The sequence below is a fragment of the Bacillus sp. FSL R5-0659 genome (genome assembly GCF_038008785.1).
Lineage (GTDB): Bacteria > Bacillota > Bacilli > Bacillales > Bacillaceae > Bacillus > Bacillus safensis.
Window position 1 is genome coordinate 3,112,179 of sequence record NZ_JBBOZU010000001.1, and the last position, 15,842, is coordinate 3,128,020.

Consider the following 15,842-nt stretch of genomic DNA (forward strand, 5'->3'; position numbering starts at 1 on the left):
TCCGCACCTCCAACACATTAAAACAAAAAATTCCGAATCCTTTAGTTCGCTAATATGATAATATGCTAACAAAATAAAGTTATTAAATCAATCATTTTTATTTCTCTCTATTTTCATCAACATATTCTGGAATTATTACATTCAAGTGACACCTGTGCCTTTTCTGCATGTTCGGTGAAGGAACGTGCTATAATACTTAAAAATATTGAATAACACAGGAGATTAACAGTGAAGTTCATCCAGACATTAATCTTAACTTTGTTGTGCGCATGTCTTGTTTATTTCGGCTTTATATACGTTTCACAAATCGACCAAGTCAAGAAAACAGCTTCGCCGCAAGAAGCAGCAAAAAAAGAAAACGATACGGCACTCGCGGCTGAAGAAACTCGTTCAACAAAAAAAGCAGAAACCACACATCATTCACTAAAAGGAAGCAAAAAAGCCATGGACGTCATTCTCTACAATCAAATGGATGCACCAAGGCTTTATAATGGATGCGAAGTCACGAGCTTAGCGATGCTGCTTCATTACAGCGGCTATGAGCACGTAACGAAAAACGCATTGGCAAATGAAATCAAACGTGTTCCGCTCAATTATGAAAATGGCTTAAAAGGTGACCCTCATGACGGATTTGTAGGCGATATGGAGAATGGACCGGGTCTTGGGGTTTACCACGAACCGATTTATCAGCTTGCGAAAAAATACGCGGGCGATCAAGTTGTCGACTTAACCGGAAAGCCTGTTAAAAAGGCCATCTATCAGTCACTTGAAAAGGGCTATCCTGTCTGGGTGATTACGACATCCACCTTCGACAAAACCGATAACATCGAAACTTGGAATACACCAAATGGCAAAATAGATGTAAGCTTTAATGTGCATAGCGTAGTCATCACAGGCTATGACAAGGAGCATGTCTACTTGAATAACCCATATGGAGAAAAGAATCAAAAGGTCGACCGTGATCAATTTGAAGATTCTTGGAAACAGATGGGCAGTCAGGCGATTATCATTAAAGCGTAAAAAAACAACCTCTATCCGCATAGAGGTTGTTTTTAAATGATTTATTTTTCTAGTAATTCCTTCAGGCGGTCTTCAAGCTTTTCAGCCGTCATTGCACCTCCGCCCAAGCTGAAGTATTCATCCCCTCTTTTTAATAAAAGTGTAGGATAGCCATTCACATGAAGTTGATGAACCTTCGCAAAGTCAGCATATGCATCATTGATCGCTTCTTTTGTTTTCATACGTTCAATGACTGCGTCAGGATCAAGATGATGCGCCAAAGCGATCTCCCGATACGTTTCCTCATCACTCAGACTTTTTCCGTCTTGATAAAAAGCCTTTTGCATCGATGAAGCCAAGTACAATGAACGCTCAGGTGCGATGTATCTTAATGCAGAAAAACCAATGGCCGCAGCCTCAGAGTCTAAAAGAAACGTTCCGTTTGCTAGCAGCTTTTGATAACGTTCACCAAACTCGACACCAGTCAGCTGACTAATACGTTGATTTGCTTCTGGGATGTGTGGATAATCCTTTATCGGAAGACTCCTTTCCCCTACAAATAAACCACCCGACACAAGTGTTAGTGATATCTCTGGATGATTTTCATGTAAAGTGCGGATACTGTTTGAAAATCCATAACACCAGCCACAATATGCATCCCATACATAGATGAAAGACAATTCTTGCTCGTTCATACGTTAGACTCCCCATTTATCATTTTTAGGCGGCCATGAACCTGCTTATTCAGCTTCAGATACGACGGTAAAACGTTCTCCAACATGGGCTGCCTGCTCCACTTCATCAACCAGTGCAATGGCGTAGTCAGCATAGCTTACATAGCTGTCACCTTTAGAATTGACAATCAGATTGTCTTTCCCTTTCACGTATGAACCTGTACGTTTGCCAGCTGGATTAAAGAATGCGGCTGGGCTGAGGAATGTCCATTTTAATCCCTCTGACTGTTGAAGATCTTTTAGATTTTCTCCTTGCTGAGAAGCAGTAGGCACATACTCCTTCGGAAATTCTGGTGTGTCCACAAGTCTTGTTGTTTTCGCCTCATCTACAAATAGACTTCCTGCTCCGCCCACAACGATTAAACGAGTCTCAGGTGTTTCTTTTAAAATATCAATCAGCTTTTTCCCTGCTTCTACGTGAAGATGCTCCTGTCCAGGAGGTGCGCCAAATGCATTCACAATCACATCAAATCCTTTGATGTCATCTGCTTGCAAGTGAAACACATCCTTCTCAAGAACAGCTAGTGATGAATCAGTCACTTTTTGTGCATCGCGGACGATTGCCGTTACTTCATGTCCTCTTGATTGAGCCTCTTTCACAATTTCTTGTCCCGCTTTTCCTGTTGCGCCAATAATTCCAATTTTCATGTTAACTCCTCCTGCAATATGGTTTTATGTTGATAAAGAAAGGTGTAACTATTTCGGTTACAACAGAGGTAAAAAAAATTGAATTGATCATCCAATTTTTTTGATTAGCACATGCGTTAGTTCACTTAATTTGATCTCAGCAAGTACTTGCTCCATCGCACTTTGAGCGCGGCATAAAATTAATTCAAGCACCGCTTGAATATTTGCACCGATCGGACAGTCAGGATTTGGGCTTTCATGAATTTGAAACAATTCACCCTCATCTACGACTTCAACCGCTTTATACACATCGAGCAATGTGATGTCGTCTTCACTGCGGTTCAGCTGCGAACCACCTTTGCCAAGACTCGTTGAGATTAGGCCTGCTTTTTTCAATTTACTCATAATGCGGCGGATGACCACTGGGTTTGTATTCACACTTCCTGCGATATCCTCCGATGTCTGTAAAGATCCTTTTTCAAGTGATAGCAAGGCCAGAATATGGACAGCGACAGTAAATCTGCTGCTGATTTTCATGTTTTCTCACCTCTGTTGTAATCATTATAGTTACACCATGTCACATTGTCAACAAAAAAGTCTGCCGAGCTACTCAGCAGACTTAGATTGACGTGCTTCCATTTCTTCCTTCGTATAAATCATGCGCATTGGATTTCCTCCAACAAATGAGCCTGCTGGCACATCCTTATGAACAAGTGTACCAGCCGATACTATCGCTCCATCCCCAATGGTCACACCAGGTAAAATAGTGGAATTAGCTCCAATTAAGACTTCATCACCAATATAGACTTCCCCAAGTCTGTACTCTTTAATCAAATACTCATGGGATAAGATGGTCGTGTTATAACCGATTACACTATTTCGTCCGACGGTGATTTTCTCAGGAAACATCAGATCAACCATTACCATTAAGGCAAACGCCGTATCCTCGCCGACCTTCATACGAAGAAAAGTTCGGTATATCCAATTTTTCATTCCCATAAACGGCGTGTACCTTGCCATTTGAATAAAAATGAAATTTTTCACGACTTTGAAAAAGGGAACTGTCCGATAGACTTGCCGCAGCGAATTGACCCCTTTTACTGGATATCGATCTGTTTTTCTCAACTTAATCAGCTCCAACAATCGCCAGGAGATCACTCATTTTCTTCAGCATGAAGTCAGGGCGATGCTTTAAAAGGGCCTCTTCTCCTTTAATAGACCAAGCCACACCTGCCGTTTTTGTCCCTGCCGCTTGACCAGACAAAATGTCATGATAATTATCACCAACCATCACCGCTTCATGCGGATCACTGCCAAGCTTTGATAATGCAAGCTGAACAGGCTCCGGATGCGGCTTCTCATTTTGTACATCATCGAGCGTCACAATGACCTCAAAGAACGGCTCTAAACCGGTCAGCTTCAATCCCATTAAAACCGTATCCCGTATCTTCGTTGTGACAATACCGAGCTTAAATCCTCGATCCTGCAGGACTTTCAATGTGTCTAAAACGGTCTCATATTCAGTCACAAGCAGATCATGCTGCTTATGATTAAACGTGCGGTACATCTGAATCATGTCATCCGTCAACTCAGGATCCATCGCAGAGAATGTATCAAACAAGGACGGACCAATGAAATGAAGAATATCCTCACGGCTGTACTGACCAGGGTAATAATGGTCCAGCGTATGCTGAAATGAAGCAATAATTAATTCATTTGTATTGATTAATGTGCCATCTAAATCAAATAGCACTGTGTTGATCGTCGATTCGTTCATATGGCTTCCTTTCTAACAGCTGCATGTTCCCGCTTCCGCCAAATATAGCTAATGGCAGCTGTCAATAAAATTGCAGAAATCAGGCGGATCACAAGAAGCGGCCATACTGGAATACCAAGTGGAATAAAAACCAGCGTATCTTCGACCACCGCATGGCAGGCAACGAGGAAAATAAAAGCTAGGGTTAAGTCCTTTTTACTCACACCGTCCTCTTCCACTGCCTTCATCATCACGCCGGCTCCATACGCCAGACCAATCGTTAATCCAGCCACCATTGTCATAGACGTATTTTCTTTCATCCCAAGCATTCTAGTAAAAGGTGACAGCCACTTAGACAGTGTATGAAGCCAGCCTAAATCTCTCATGAATTGAATGATGATCATGAGCGGGATAACGATACAGGCAAGCTGCAGCACACCGAGTACTGCTTTTTGTATAGCAAGAAGAACGATCATGTACCAGCTGGAAGGCACATCAGCCGCCTGAGCTGCACTCAAAAGTCCATATTGCGCCGGCTCCTCGCCTCCCTGCCAAACGAGATGAATGACAATAGCAGAAATAACAGCAAGACTGATTCTAACCAGCAAAATCACAGATACTCTCAGTCCAACCTTTGCCGCCACTGTCGATTCGATGATCAGGTTATGGCAAAAGGACAGCATCACTGCCAAAATAAACACTTCCTTCACAGGAAGCTCTAATGTCAAAATGGCTGCAATTCCCGCATACAAATTCAGCATGTTTCCTAATACAAGCGGAATCGCTGCTTCCCCCGAAAGACCAAACAGCCCCATAAATGGCTGAATGAATCGAATGATCCAATCCATGACAGGCGTATGCTGCAAGATACTGACGAGAATAGTTACTGGAAAGATAACTTTGCCAAGAGTCCAAGTTGTCGATAGCCCTGCTTTCAAGCCGTTTTTCCATGTCTCTCTCATCTCTTCTCATCCCCCCTGCTTAATTCGATGAATTGTTCTCTTTATACGGAATTGATGCGTACCCTTTCATTCTTCTAAAGAAAATCAGTAGAACAGCCACTGCGAATATCGCAATCGAAATCATCTGTGCGATTCGAAGATGCTCTGTCAGCATTAAGCTGTCTGTTCTCATCCCTTCAATGAAGAAACGGCCGATTGAATACCAAATTAAATAAGACAAGAAGATTTCGCCTCTGCGCAGCGAAGTTCTCCGTAATAAAATCAATATGACAACACCGGCAAGATTCCATAATGATTCGTATAAGAACGTCGGGTGATAATAGGTACCATCAATATACATTTGATTAATGATAAACTCAGGCAGATGCAAATTTTCTAAAAAGGCTCTTGAAACTGCCTCACCATGCGCTTCTTGGTTAATAAAATTCCCCCAGCGCCCAATTGCCTGCCCTAGTAAAATACTAGGGGCTGCGACATCAGCTATTTTCCAAAACGATACCTTTCTCACTTTTGTAAAAACGATGGCTGTCAGCACAGCACCAATCAGCCCGCCGTGAATCGCAATTCCACCATTCCAGATTTTAATGATTTCGTTTGGATGCTGCTGATAGTAATCCCATTCGAAGGATACATAATAAATTCGGGCACAAATAATCGCGATTGGAATGGCAAATAAGATTAAGTCAATAAATAGATCTTTATTGATTCCTCTTTTTTCACATTCTCTCAGTGCGAGCCAGAGTCCAAGCAAGGCTCCGACCCCAATAATCACACCATACCAATGAACCGAAATAGGTCCGAGCTGAAAAGCGATCGGATCAATTGGCTGAATTGCTTCGTTCATATAGTCAACTCCTATTCATCTTGGCCATTGTCTTCAATGACATCGGCAAGTTTACTTGTAAATTGTTCTGCTGCATTATGCCCCATACGTTTCAGCCTGAAGTTCATCGCAGCCACTTCAATGATAACCGCTAAGTTTCGACCTGGCCGCACAGGGATCGTCAGCTTCGGCACATCTGTATCAATAATTCTCATTTTCTCTTCTTCAAGTCCTAAACGATCATACTGTTTGCCTTGTTCCCAAAGCTCCAGATTCATCACAATCGTAATTCTCTTATAACTTCTGACAGCGCCTGCTCCAAATAAGGTCATCACATTAATAATGCCTAACCCGCGGATTTCTAAAAGATGTTCAATCAGCTCTGGTGCACTTCCGACTAACGTATCCTGATCCTCTTGACGGATTTCCACGCAATCGTCTGCAACGAGGCGATGTCCCCTCTTCACTAATTCTAAGGCTGTTTCACTTTTTCCTACTCCGCTTTTCCCAATTAATAATACACCTACACCATATACATCGACGAGCACACCATGAATGGCAGTTGTTGGTGCCAGCTTACTTTCTAAAAAGTTGGTCAATCGACTCGAAAGTCTTGTCGTTTTTAGACTAGATCGTAAAACGGGCACACCATTTTCATTTGATGCTTCGATTAATTCCTTCGGCACATCACGATCTCGAGACAAAATAATGGCAGGGGTAATATCTGTACAAAGAGACATCATTCTCTGCTTTCGTTCGCGTTCTGGGAGCTGTTCAAAAAAAGAAAGCTCTGTTTTCCCTAAAAGTTGAACTCTTTCTTTTGGGTAATATGTAAAATAACCAGCCATTTCAATACCTGGTCTGGAAAGATCACTGATTGTAATGGGACGATTAATCCCTTCTTCCCCACTTACCAGTTCAAGATGAAATTGTTCCATTATGTCCTTCGTACGAACTTTCGGCACGCTTCTTCCTCCTTTTATCACAGGCGATTCAGAAATACAGCTCTATTTTATCACTTTCAATGATGAACCCAAAACAGTATTTTATCCTGTTCCTGTTTCACCGTCCTCACTGGTATAGACAACTATACTTAAAAAGAGTAAACTTAAATGAAAGATAACGAATAAGGGGGCTCAAACATGAGCGGTTCTTTATTGCTCTCCAATATTCATATTGTGACAAAGACAAAGATCATTGAAAACGGTTTTGTCGGTTTACGCGATGGCAAGATTGACTATATTTCAACATCACCACCGACAGGAAATTATGAAAAAGTATATATTTCCCGGGAAAACTTTTATTTACTCCCTGGAATGATTGATATTCACATCCATGGTGGATATGGTGCAGACATGATGGATGCGACAGCAGAAGCGATGAATACACTCGCTGACAACCTTCCATCAGAAGGAACGACAAGTTTTTTAGCGACAACCATTACACAAAACCATCATGAGATTGAGCAGGCACTTAAAAATGTCGCTCAGTGGAAACAAAGTAATGAAGAACAAGCAGGAAGTCAGGCGCAATGTCTAGGAATCCACCTAGAAGGTCCATTTATTTCTAAAGATAAGGCAGGGGCACAGCCTGTTCAATGGATTAAACAGCCCGATATTCCGCTTTTTAAAAAATGGCTGGATGCATCTGAACAGCTAATTCGAATTGTCACGTTTGCGCCTGAGGAAGACACAGATTTTGCTTTTCTGTCCCTGTTACAGGAAAAGAACATGATCCCTTCTATTGGACATACGAATGCCCATCATGACATGATAAATTTAGCAGCTAAGCATGGTGCACGCCATGTAACGCATCTTTATAATGCAATAAGTTCGTTTCAGCATCGTGAACCGAACGCTGTAGGTGCTGCTCTTACGAATGAGAACCTTTATACCGAGCTGATCACAGACGGGATTCACTCCCATCCTCTTTCCATCAAGCTAGCGTATTTGGCAAAGGGAAGTGATCGTTTAATCATGATCACAGACTCGATGCGTGCAAAAGGGCTTGGTAATGGAACATACGAATTTGGCGGTCAGACGGTCACAGTCAGCGGCGAAAAAGCATTGCTGGAAGATGGTATACTTGCAGGATCGATTTTGCGAATGAAAGATGGCGTCAAACGGATGAAACAGCTCACAAATTGTGAGTGGACAGAGATTGCGAAGATGACCTCAACCAATGCAGCCGCTCAGCTGGGACTTGATCAACAGCTCGGTTCCATCGAAATTGGAAAACTAGCAGATTTGGTGATTTGGGATGAATCTGGTGAACTGATGATGACGATCTGCCGTGGACAAATCGTCTTTGAAAAAAAGGAGGCTAACCACTAATGAACATCATCGAATTTGAAAGCAAGGAGCAATTAGGAAAAGAAGCAGCCGCCATTATTGCACATGCAATAGCTGCTAAACCTGATGCCGTACTCGGCCTAGCAACGGGCGGTACACCTATTGATACTTACAAAGAGTTAATTCAACTTCATCAAGCACATCAATTGTCTTTCAAGCAAACAAAAACAATCAATTTAGATGAATATGCAGGACTTGATCCAGAACACGAAAATAGTTATATGACCTACATGAAACGTCATTTATTTAACCATATTGATCTACCTCAGGGTCAGTATTTTCTTCCAAATGGCAATGCAGCTCACTTAGAAAAGGAATGCTTAAGATATGACCAGCTTATTGAGGATGTAGGCGGCATCGATCTTCAGCTCCTTGGAATCGGTCAAAATGGACATATCGGTTTTAACGAACCTGGTACCCCTTTCAACTCAAAGACTCATGTCGTGCAATTAGATGAGAACACGAGACAGGCTAACGCAAGATACTTTTCTTCTATTGATGAGGTACCTACTCATGCGATCACAATGGGAATTGCGAGCATTCTTTCAAGTAAAAAGATTCTCCTTCTTGCTTCGGGAAAATCGAAAGCGAAAGTGATACAATATTTAGAACAGGCAGAGATTCATCCAGACTTCCCAGCATCTGCACTGAAACTCCATGAAGATGTAACAGTTTTGATTGATCGAGAAGCTGGATCACTACGCTAAAAACGAGAGGATTTTCACATGTTTATTGATAAGCAGTCACCTATTCCGATGTACCATCAGATTATGGAGAACTTGAAAAAGCAGATTGAGGATGGAACATTAGCACCTGATACACTCATTCCTTCTGAAAGAGAATATGCCGAACGCTTTGGTATTAGTCGAATGACTGTCAGACAAGCCTTATCGAATCTTGTGAACGAAGGATATTTGTATCGACAAAAAGGTAAAGGCACCTTTGTTAGCCGAAAAAAATTTGAACAGCCGCTTCAAGGCTTAACAAGCTTTTCAGAGGATATGCGGCAGCGAGGGCTCAAAGCATCAAGCCAGCTGATTGACTTCAAAAAAACCGTATGTCCAGAGCACTTGCTGCCAGCCCTACAACTGTCAAATAGTGATGATGTTTTTGAACTAAAACGGATACGCCTTGCAAATGATGAACCGATGGCGATTGAAACGAGCTATATACCTGAAAGATTTGCAGGAGATTTAACAAAGGAACATTTAACTGGCTCTTTATATGAATATATAGAAACTCACACTGGTCATGTCATTGCTCATGCCAAACAGGAGCTTGAAGCCAATGTTGCCTCAAAGGAAGAAGCATACTTGCTGTCTATTTCAACAGGCGATCCTGTGCTTTCCATAACAAGAACGACTTTTTTTCAACAAGAAGTTCCATTTGAGTATGTTGTTTCCGTTTATAGAGGGGATCGTTACAAGCTCATTCATACAATGGAAAGATAAACAGTGCCCCTGACACGGAGCACTGTTTTTTTATTTCCTAAGAAATTTTGTTTCATCATCATTTTTTGTATGAATTTTCCATATTGGTGAAATGGCTTTTCCTTGGAAACGATCTTTTGCTACAGTGTACCAATAATAATCTTCATTTGGCTTTAAGCCCTTCCACTCAAAGCTCGCTTTTTTGCCGCTTTTTACGCCGCGCGCTTCTCCTAGAAGAACATTCGTATACACATTGAGTTCAAAATAATTGGTTTTGACAGATTTCATTTTCGGTGTCAAATCCACATCGATTGAAAATTCATCTTGATCTCCATACGTTTTTGGATCGTAAAAATGCTCTTTATTCAAGTATGGTGAATATGTTGTAAAATGAAGCTGATTTTTTTCTTGATCGGCTGTTATGACCCTCATAAACCCTTGCCCACCTTCAGGTCCTGACTGATAATCGGCGAGTATTTGATATACTTTCCTGTCTGCTTTTCCATCATGGTCATCATCAAGCTCATCTACTTTCCTGCTGGCTCCATGGTAGTGGCCGCTAAATACTGCCACAATATTAGGATGGCGTTTCACCACTTGATGGAAGATGAGATCGCCAATCGGGCTTCGATTGCCGCTCACTAACAAATACTCATGGAAATTTAAAATGACAATACGATCTGGATGCTCAGAAATCACGCGGTTTAACCAATCAATTTCATCTTGCTTAATCCCCCAGCCCATGTACACCATCATATAATCATTGCCGCCGGCAGAGATGAGATCATAATGACCTTTATTGTTTCGATAGGATTCACCATAGTAAGGCTTATCAGCAAAGCGTTTTTCCCCGAAATATTTCCCGTATTCCGCATATAAACCGTCCTTGTGTCTAACATCATGATTTCCTGCTAAAACACCATAGGGAATGTGATTCTCATCTAATACACGCATAAATGTATCAGCACGGTGCCATTGCTTATCCTTTGAATCATCCACAATATCGCCTGTATGGAACACATATTGAATGTTTAATTTCTCCCTCTGATCTCTGATCCATTCGACCATTTGTTTAAAGATATGAGGATAGCTCTTTGCATAATATTGAGTGTCAGACATCCACACCATCTTATATGGCTTTTGTGATTTGCTGATTTCATCCTGTACTAGCAAATCAAACGTTTGATTCTTCATGTACTGTCTCACTGACAGCAGCCCTTTTAGGTAAAATTCCTTTTGATCCTTGGCAAAGTGATGAGTGATTTTATCCCACTTTTCCTGCTGGTGATTCCATGCGTACATTGTCACCTTTCTCCCCGACAATGAACTCCCTTTCCATACAGCTTCGACGACATCCTTTTCGCGCACATCATGATGAACCTTAATTTGAAAACGATGATAAGGAAAACGCTGTAAATCCTTCGTTTCAACTGCCTTCCCATCAACAAATGCAATGCGGTTCCTTTCTTGATCAGAAAAAATCATTTCTCCTTTTTGAAGAAAACTCTTTGGCGGCTCTGTCTCTGCTGCATACTTAAAAATCTTCATTGAAGGATGCAGCGATGTATATTGATAGGCACGATAAAAAGAGTAATCTAACTTATCATTGGTTGGATCCTTGGTTAGCACAGTTTGCTTTGATGATTTCATTTTCGTCTTATCTGCTACCCGTTCTGGTGTTTCTGGATGCTCATGTACCGTCTTGAACTCTTTTTTCAACGTCGACATGTTCCCAGCAGCATCTTTTGCTTTGACCATAAACGTGTGCTTCCCAGGCTTTAATTCACTAGAGGACGTCTGATATGGCAAAGAAACTGGTTTGCCATCTACATACGCCTTCAACTCTTCTATATCACTCCAACGATCCGTTACTTTTGCTTTTAATGTAAAGGCACCTTTATATTGATCCTTTGCTTGTACGTTGGTCTTAATTCTCGGCCCAGTGTTATCAACTTTCACACGTACTGAAGCATGCTCGTCTGAGGTTTTGGCCTCAATTAGGTGCGGCCCTTCTTTCAGCCTTTTTGTATCCCACTTTATATAGGTTGAGACATAAGCCTCTTTTGGAATCTCAAATTGAAACGTTCTAACCTTTTTTGCGTTCCCGCTGTCTCCCATTCTCCATTCTTTTTGCGGCTTCGCATTGATTGGATGAATTTGTGTTCCATTAGATAAGATCATCCTGACGTTTTTCAATTCAAAATCATCATGATTCTCTCCAGGGAGCCTGTCTATCGGAGAAGACTTTGTGCCAGCGTGGAATGAGATCGTTTGGAGACCTGCCTTTTTTATCTCTTCTTCTGGTATTGGCATTGTATAGGTACGATACACTTTTGTCGAATCATCAAAAACAGAAAGTAAACGCTTACCTATAGATACCCCATTTTTAAAATATAAATTTGTTCCTTTGACATCAAATGCGATATATGGATCTGCTTCAAGGGCAGCGGATACTTGCTGATTCCGTTTTCCATCTATCCGTAATTCGATGCTTTTTTTCTGATCAGACGTTGCCTTTAATGAAAATAACCCTGAAACCGTATCTCCCTCTTCTACATTGAATCGGAGACCGTGGGCTTTACTAACCTGCTCCACATCAACCGTTTTTTTCAACGTCTTGGTTTCATTTTCGCCATCTGACGCTTCAAGCTGATATTCCAATTGTTCCTTCCCAATCAACTCAGGTGAATAAATAATATGATGAAATAACCGGTCATTTTGGTCTTTTTGCAGCAGTATTTCCTTGAACGCTTCTTTTCGATTCGTTCGATAACGCAGCTTGACGGTTTTCACGGCCTGATCATCCTGGACATCTGCTTTAATCTCTACGCTTTCAGTTGGTTTCACCGGTTTCCTTATCGTCATATCTTCAATCACAGGTTTATGGATATCTTGAGAAATTTCCTTTTTCTCAGATGGAATTTGTGCTTTTAGCACATTACCTGGAGTGGGCTCTTCCTCAATTTTCGAAATCAGCTTCGTCTGCGTCGTACCATCCATTGGATACTTAAACAGCAAGGATTTATGCTCGCTAAACCACGATGGCTTCAAACGAAATGCGGCAGAAGAAATCTCTTCACCTATATTTGTTGTGATCGAAACAAGACGAGATTTAGAGTTGGACAGCCCTTTGCTCTCGATAATGGTTAGATGCTCGCCCTCTTTTAATTGGCTTTTGTACATGGCATTAAAGTCCGCTACAGTTAAATGCTCCTGCCCTTTTTTTCTCAGCCAAAAAACATAAGGTTTTCCAGGTGAAATGGTGATTGGATTTTTATGAAAGGAATATACATCATCCAATTCGATACCCTGCGTGGGATTGCGGTAGCGGAGCTGATAATGTTTAAGTGAGATAGGCGCATGTGTCGTGTTATACACTTCGATAAACTCAAAAGCATCTTTGCCTTTTCGGTTTTTTGAATTAACGACAATTTCTGTGATGAATAAGTCCGGAATATGCGAAAGATCCTCTTCAAATCCATTTAAATGAACCGATTTCTCTGCTGTTTTGATCACTGATTTTTGCGTAAGGAACTCTGTATAGTAATGAACGGTTGGATTCCATAATTGTTCTGGCGGAATTTTCGCTGTAAATTCTGGCTTCATTCCGGGCAGCCGTTCCATTGGAATCAAGCGATACCCCAGTTCATCACTTTGTTTATAATACAAGTTCGCAGACAAAATCTGTTCTTGGTCACTAATGGACGCACGAAACTGAAGGTCATGGCTTTTTCCTTGAACCGGGCGGACATCCACATGAAATTGATCAAAGATAAAAGGCGAAAAAGGCTTGTCCGGTACATTCACTTCTGTTTGAATAAAAGGCCCTGCTGAAGCAGGCTGACTAAAACAAAAAAGAATGATAAAAAAACATAAAAGCATGATTTGTCTGCTCACGTTCACCATCTTGCACCGCCTCCCTTCGGATATTGTGTCTCCTGAAGGTGGTTTTTATGTCAGATGGAACGGAGAAACGATACAAATTTGCACAAAAAAACCGTTAGCTTTTTTTCGCTAACGGCTCTACGATTCCTTTTTGTATCAACAGATGGAAAATGGACAAAATGACAGCCATCCAAATGGCCGTTCCGAATCCATCAATGTTAAAGCTATCTCCCATAAAGCTCGATGTCATCATGAGTGTAATGGCATTGATGACAAATAAGAACAATCCTAGTGAAAGGACGGTGACTGGAAGCGTTAAAATGATCAAAAACGGCTTCACTAAAATATTGAGCAAGGACAAAATGATACTTGCCACAATGGCTGCGCCAAATCCTTCAATATACACGCTCCCGAGCCCAGGCAAAATGCCTGAATCAAAATATCCAGCAATGACGATTAAAAGTAATGCATTTACTAAAATACTGACGATCCATCTAAGCATTTATTTAGTGCCTTCTTCCGGAACAACAAAATACCAGATGAAGTAGATCAGGAAGATCGGCATAAATGCTGTCAAAAATCCGATGATGACGGTTAAAATGCGAAGCAGCGATGCATCAACACTTAAATATTCCGCAAGTCCACCAACAACACCCGCTATTTTTTTATCTGTTGCTGAACGATAAAGTTTCTTCATGTAGAATCACTCCTTGTCTGATTGGTGCTTTACTTGTATTGAGCCTGTTTTTGTTTCTGCAAAAATGGATATACTGTGCGCCGCTTGTTGATTGGCTTTGATCATTTTCTCTTTTTGTAATGTTTCATTTTTTTCTTTAATCATCTCTGCATCAAGTAAATCGTGAGAGATAGACCCAAGATTGCTTTTCAGCTCAGCGGTCACTGCACATGCGCGCGGGATCTGAACGTCCACACTGCCTGTTGTCGTTTTCGCATAGATGGAACGGCACTTTTCATCTGACAGCTGAACCGCAATATTTCCGTTAAAGCTCTGGGCATCAATTGATTCACTTTTCCCGCGCAGGTCTATGAGCCCATTGATGGTTTCTACTTCAATCATACCACACTCGTGATCTGCCAGTTTGATTTGTCCGTTTGCTGTTTCAATTCCGACTTTTTCTGCCTGTAACGAGGCAAAAGAGACAACACCATTTGTGGTTTTCGCGGCAAGTTCTTTTGTCTTTAGCTTTTCCCCGCGAATCGGCCCATTAAACAGCTTGACCTTGATCTTATTGTATTGGATACGCGGTACGTATAAAGTAACATTGACTTTCATCGTCTTCTTTTCGGTTCGAATAAAAAATTTATCCCCTTCAAGCCCGCAGTCCAATTGATTGAGAAATTGCTGTCTTGCCTGCTCTCCATCCTCTGCACGGTAGATTTTCGCATGACATTCTGCTCGAATATCTCGATCGTCCCAAGGCATCACGTTGAGGCTGCCGTTCGCTAATTGAATATCTAAATGAGAGAGCGATGCGTCTTTGAACTGAAAAATATGCTCAACATCAACGGACTGTCCAAAGTTCAAATCAAGATCCACGTCTTTTACCTTTTTCACCGCAGTATCTAGCCAGCCAAACAGCTTTGCCCCAAGATTTTCGGTGCCATTTCCTTTACTCTCTGCTCCAGCTTTTTCTTCATGAAAGGTGTGATCAGCCGTAGATTTTTCTAATGAGACGGACTGACCTTCTTCTAATTTTTCTAGCAGCGTAATTGCTTCTTTTGCTGATAATACCCCGTCTTCTACTAATTTTAAAATTCGTTCTTTTTCATTCATACAAAGCCCTCCTAAGATTTGATGGATTGAAGTACTTTAATACCTTGAATGATATTCCAAATGACAGAGATCAAAAAGCCAATGGCTACTAAAAAAGACAAGATGAACACCGTCATGACTGGAATGAGCGAGTCGCCTGCCTGTGTCGCCAATAAAAACGGGATAGACCCAAAAACCAATAGAATGCACGCTGCGACCGGCAAAAGATGTGACCATAATGCCCGCATCGCATGCCGTTTCGTTTCCTTTTGGTCTACTACAAAAACCGCCACGATCGGTACGATAAACGGCATAAAAAATACACTAAAGTAACAAATAGAAGCAATAATCGACTGATCTCTATTCATATATATTCGCTCCTTCATAACGAAAATTCCTTTCTAACTCATACGTTTATTGCGTATAAAAAGTTTCAAAATCATTCGATTTACATATGACCTTAGACACAAATTATTTCTTTTTGCACCTAAGAGTAGATTC

17 protein-coding genes are annotated in these 15,842 nt (G+C 41.3%); 4 read left to right on the forward strand and 13 right to left on the reverse strand.

The features are described from left to right. Window positions 1–228: 228 nt before the first annotated feature. On the forward strand, window positions 229–1,020 hold the full coding sequence (locus NSQ72_RS16225) for a C39 family peptidase (RefSeq protein ID WP_260774897.1): 792 nt from the start codon (window positions 229–231) through the stop codon (window positions 1,018–1,020). Window positions 1,021–1,061: 41 nt separating this feature from the next. On the opposite strand, the gene NSQ72_RS16230 is transcribed toward NSQ72_RS16225, so the two are convergent. The 8 genes from NSQ72_RS16230 to hprK form a co-directional block, all read right to left on the reverse strand. Next, the gene (locus tag NSQ72_RS16230; protein WP_260774898.1) at window positions 1,062–1,694 is read right to left on the reverse strand and encodes a DsbA family protein; all 633 of its coding nucleotides are present in this window, start codon (window positions 1,692–1,694) and stop codon (window positions 1,062–1,064) included. 45 nt (window positions 1,695–1,739) lie between these two features. After that, complete coding sequence (locus NSQ72_RS16235; protein WP_058837565.1) at window positions 1,740–2,381, reverse strand: NAD(P)-dependent oxidoreductase; 642 nt, start codon at window positions 2,379–2,381, stop codon at window positions 1,740–1,742. Between the two features lie 87 nt (window positions 2,382–2,468). Continuing rightward, the gene (locus NSQ72_RS16240; RefSeq protein ID WP_024423567.1) at window positions 2,469–2,897 is read right to left on the reverse strand and encodes an Rrf2 family transcriptional regulator; all 429 of its coding nucleotides are present in this window, start codon (window positions 2,895–2,897) and stop codon (window positions 2,469–2,471) included. Window positions 2,898–2,966: 69 nt separating this feature from the next. Continuing rightward, entirely contained in the window at window positions 2,967–3,485 is a 519-nt protein-coding gene (locus NSQ72_RS16245) for an acyltransferase (protein ID WP_039181684.1), read from the reverse strand. Window position 3,486: 1 nt separating this feature from the next. Further along, window positions 3,487–4,137, reverse strand: a complete 651-nt coding sequence (ppaX, locus tag NSQ72_RS16250) for a pyrophosphatase PpaX (RefSeq protein WP_106025583.1) — start codon at window positions 4,135–4,137, stop codon at window positions 3,487–3,489. Beyond that, complete coding sequence (locus tag NSQ72_RS16255) at window positions 4,134–5,078, reverse strand: nucleoside recognition domain-containing protein (protein ID WP_039181688.1); 945 nt, start codon at window positions 5,076–5,078, stop codon at window positions 4,134–4,136. Before NSQ72_RS16255 ends, ppaX begins: the two co-directional genes overlap by 4 nt. A 19-nt stretch (window positions 5,079–5,097) precedes the next feature. Next, entirely contained in the window at window positions 5,098–5,922 is an 825-nt protein-coding gene (gene lgt, locus NSQ72_RS16260; protein ID WP_039181691.1) for a prolipoprotein diacylglyceryl transferase, read from the reverse strand. An 11-nt stretch (window positions 5,923–5,933) separates the two neighbouring features. Next, window positions 5,934–6,866: an HPr(Ser) kinase/phosphatase gene (gene hprK, locus NSQ72_RS16265; RefSeq protein WP_024423572.1), complete on the reverse strand. Its 933-nt coding sequence runs from the start codon at window positions 6,864–6,866 to the stop codon at window positions 5,934–5,936. A 177-nt stretch (window positions 6,867–7,043) separates the two neighbouring features. On the opposite strand from hprK, the gene nagA reads away from it, so the two are divergent. The 3 genes from nagA to NSQ72_RS16280 are packed head-to-tail and all read left to right on the forward strand — an operon-like array spanning window position 7,044 to window position 9,703. Then, window positions 7,044–8,234: an N-acetylglucosamine-6-phosphate deacetylase gene (gene nagA / locus NSQ72_RS16270; RefSeq protein ID WP_341084660.1), complete on the forward strand. Its 1,191-nt coding sequence runs from the start codon at window positions 7,044–7,046 to the stop codon at window positions 8,232–8,234. Beyond that, window positions 8,234–8,959 carry a glucosamine-6-phosphate deaminase gene (gene nagB, locus NSQ72_RS16275; protein WP_039181696.1) on the forward strand — a complete coding sequence of 242 codons (726 nt, stop codon included), beginning with the start codon at window positions 8,234–8,236 and terminating at the stop codon, window positions 8,957–8,959. The genes nagA and nagB overlap by 1 nt, the downstream gene beginning before the upstream one ends. Before the next feature lie 18 nt (window positions 8,960–8,977). Further along, on the forward strand, window positions 8,978–9,703 hold the full coding sequence (locus NSQ72_RS16280) for a GntR family transcriptional regulator (RefSeq protein WP_341084664.1): 726 nt from the start codon (window positions 8,978–8,980) through the stop codon (window positions 9,701–9,703). A 30-nt stretch (window positions 9,704–9,733) separates the two neighbouring features. Here NSQ72_RS16280 and NSQ72_RS16285 read toward each other — a convergent pair whose 3' ends face one another. The 5 genes from NSQ72_RS16285 to NSQ72_RS16305 all read right to left on the reverse strand — a co-directional run bounded on the left by NSQ72_RS16285 (window position 9,734) and on the right by NSQ72_RS16305 (window position 15,709). Continuing rightward, complete coding sequence (locus tag NSQ72_RS16285; protein WP_341084666.1) at window positions 9,734–13,588, reverse strand: metallophosphoesterase; 3,855 nt, start codon at window positions 13,586–13,588, stop codon at window positions 9,734–9,736. Between the two features lie 94 nt (window positions 13,589–13,682). Next, a complete protein-coding gene (locus tag NSQ72_RS16290; RefSeq protein ID WP_024423577.1) occupies window positions 13,683–14,069 on the reverse strand; it encodes a phage holin family protein in 387 nt (128 codons plus the stop codon). Beyond that, window positions 14,070–14,264: a PspC domain-containing protein gene (locus tag NSQ72_RS16295; RefSeq protein ID WP_024423578.1), complete on the reverse strand. Its 195-nt coding sequence runs from the start codon at window positions 14,262–14,264 to the stop codon at window positions 14,070–14,072. It abuts the gene before it with no gap. 6 nt (window positions 14,265–14,270) lie between these two features. Then, window positions 14,271–15,362, reverse strand: coding sequence for a DUF4097 family beta strand repeat-containing protein (locus NSQ72_RS16300; RefSeq protein ID WP_341084667.1), 1,092 nt, complete (start codon window positions 15,360–15,362; stop codon window positions 14,271–14,273). A gap of 11 nt (window positions 15,363–15,373) precedes the next feature. Further along, complete coding sequence (locus tag NSQ72_RS16305; protein ID WP_041088094.1) at window positions 15,374–15,709, reverse strand: membrane protein; 336 nt, start codon at window positions 15,707–15,709, stop codon at window positions 15,374–15,376. Window positions 15,710–15,842: the final 133 nt, after the last annotated feature.

Bases quoted from the DNA above. Each gene is read 5' to 3' on its own strand.
- NSQ72_RS16230 (WP_260774898.1), bottom strand. From the start codon at position 1,694: ATGAACGAGCAAGAATTGTCTTTCATCTATGTATGGGATGCATATTGT.
- NSQ72_RS16235 (WP_058837565.1), bottom strand. From the start codon at position 2,381: ATGAAAATTGGAATTATTGGCGCAACAGGAAAAGCGGGACAAGAAATT.
- NSQ72_RS16240 (WP_024423567.1), bottom strand. From the start codon at position 2,897: ATGAAAATCAGCAGCAGATTTACTGTCGCTGTCCATATTCTGGCCTTG.
- ppaX (WP_106025583.1), bottom strand. From the start codon at position 4,137: ATGAACGAATCGACGATCAACACAGTGCTATTTGATTTAGATGGCACA.
- NSQ72_RS16255 (WP_039181688.1), bottom strand. From the start codon at position 5,078: ATGAGAGAGACATGGAAAAACGGCTTGAAAGCAGGGCTATCGACAACT.
- lgt (WP_039181691.1), bottom strand. From the start codon at position 5,922: ATGAACGAAGCAATTCAGCCAATTGATCCGATCGCTTTTCAGCTCGGA.
- nagA (WP_341084660.1), top strand. From the start codon at position 7,044: ATGAGCGGTTCTTTATTGCTCTCCAATATTCATATTGTGACAAAGACA.
- nagB (WP_039181696.1), top strand. From the start codon at position 8,234: ATGAACATCATCGAATTTGAAAGCAAGGAGCAATTAGGAAAAGAAGCA.
- NSQ72_RS16280 (WP_341084664.1), top strand. From the start codon at position 8,978: ATGTTTATTGATAAGCAGTCACCTATTCCGATGTACCATCAGATTATG.
- NSQ72_RS16285 (WP_341084666.1), bottom strand. From the start codon at position 13,588: ATGGTGAACGTGAGCAGACAAATCATGCTTTTATGTTTTTTTATCATT.
- NSQ72_RS16290 (WP_024423577.1), bottom strand. From the start codon at position 14,069: ATGCTTAGATGGATCGTCAGTATTTTAGTAAATGCATTACTTTTAATC.
- NSQ72_RS16295 (WP_024423578.1), bottom strand. From the start codon at position 14,264: ATGAAGAAACTTTATCGTTCAGCAACAGATAAAAAAATAGCGGGTGTT.
- NSQ72_RS16300 (WP_341084667.1), bottom strand. From the start codon at position 15,362: ATGAATGAAAAAGAACGAATTTTAAAATTAGTAGAAGACGGGGTATTA.
- NSQ72_RS16305 (WP_041088094.1), bottom strand. From the start codon at position 15,709: ATGAATAGAGATCAGTCGATTATTGCTTCTATTTGTTACTTTAGTGTA.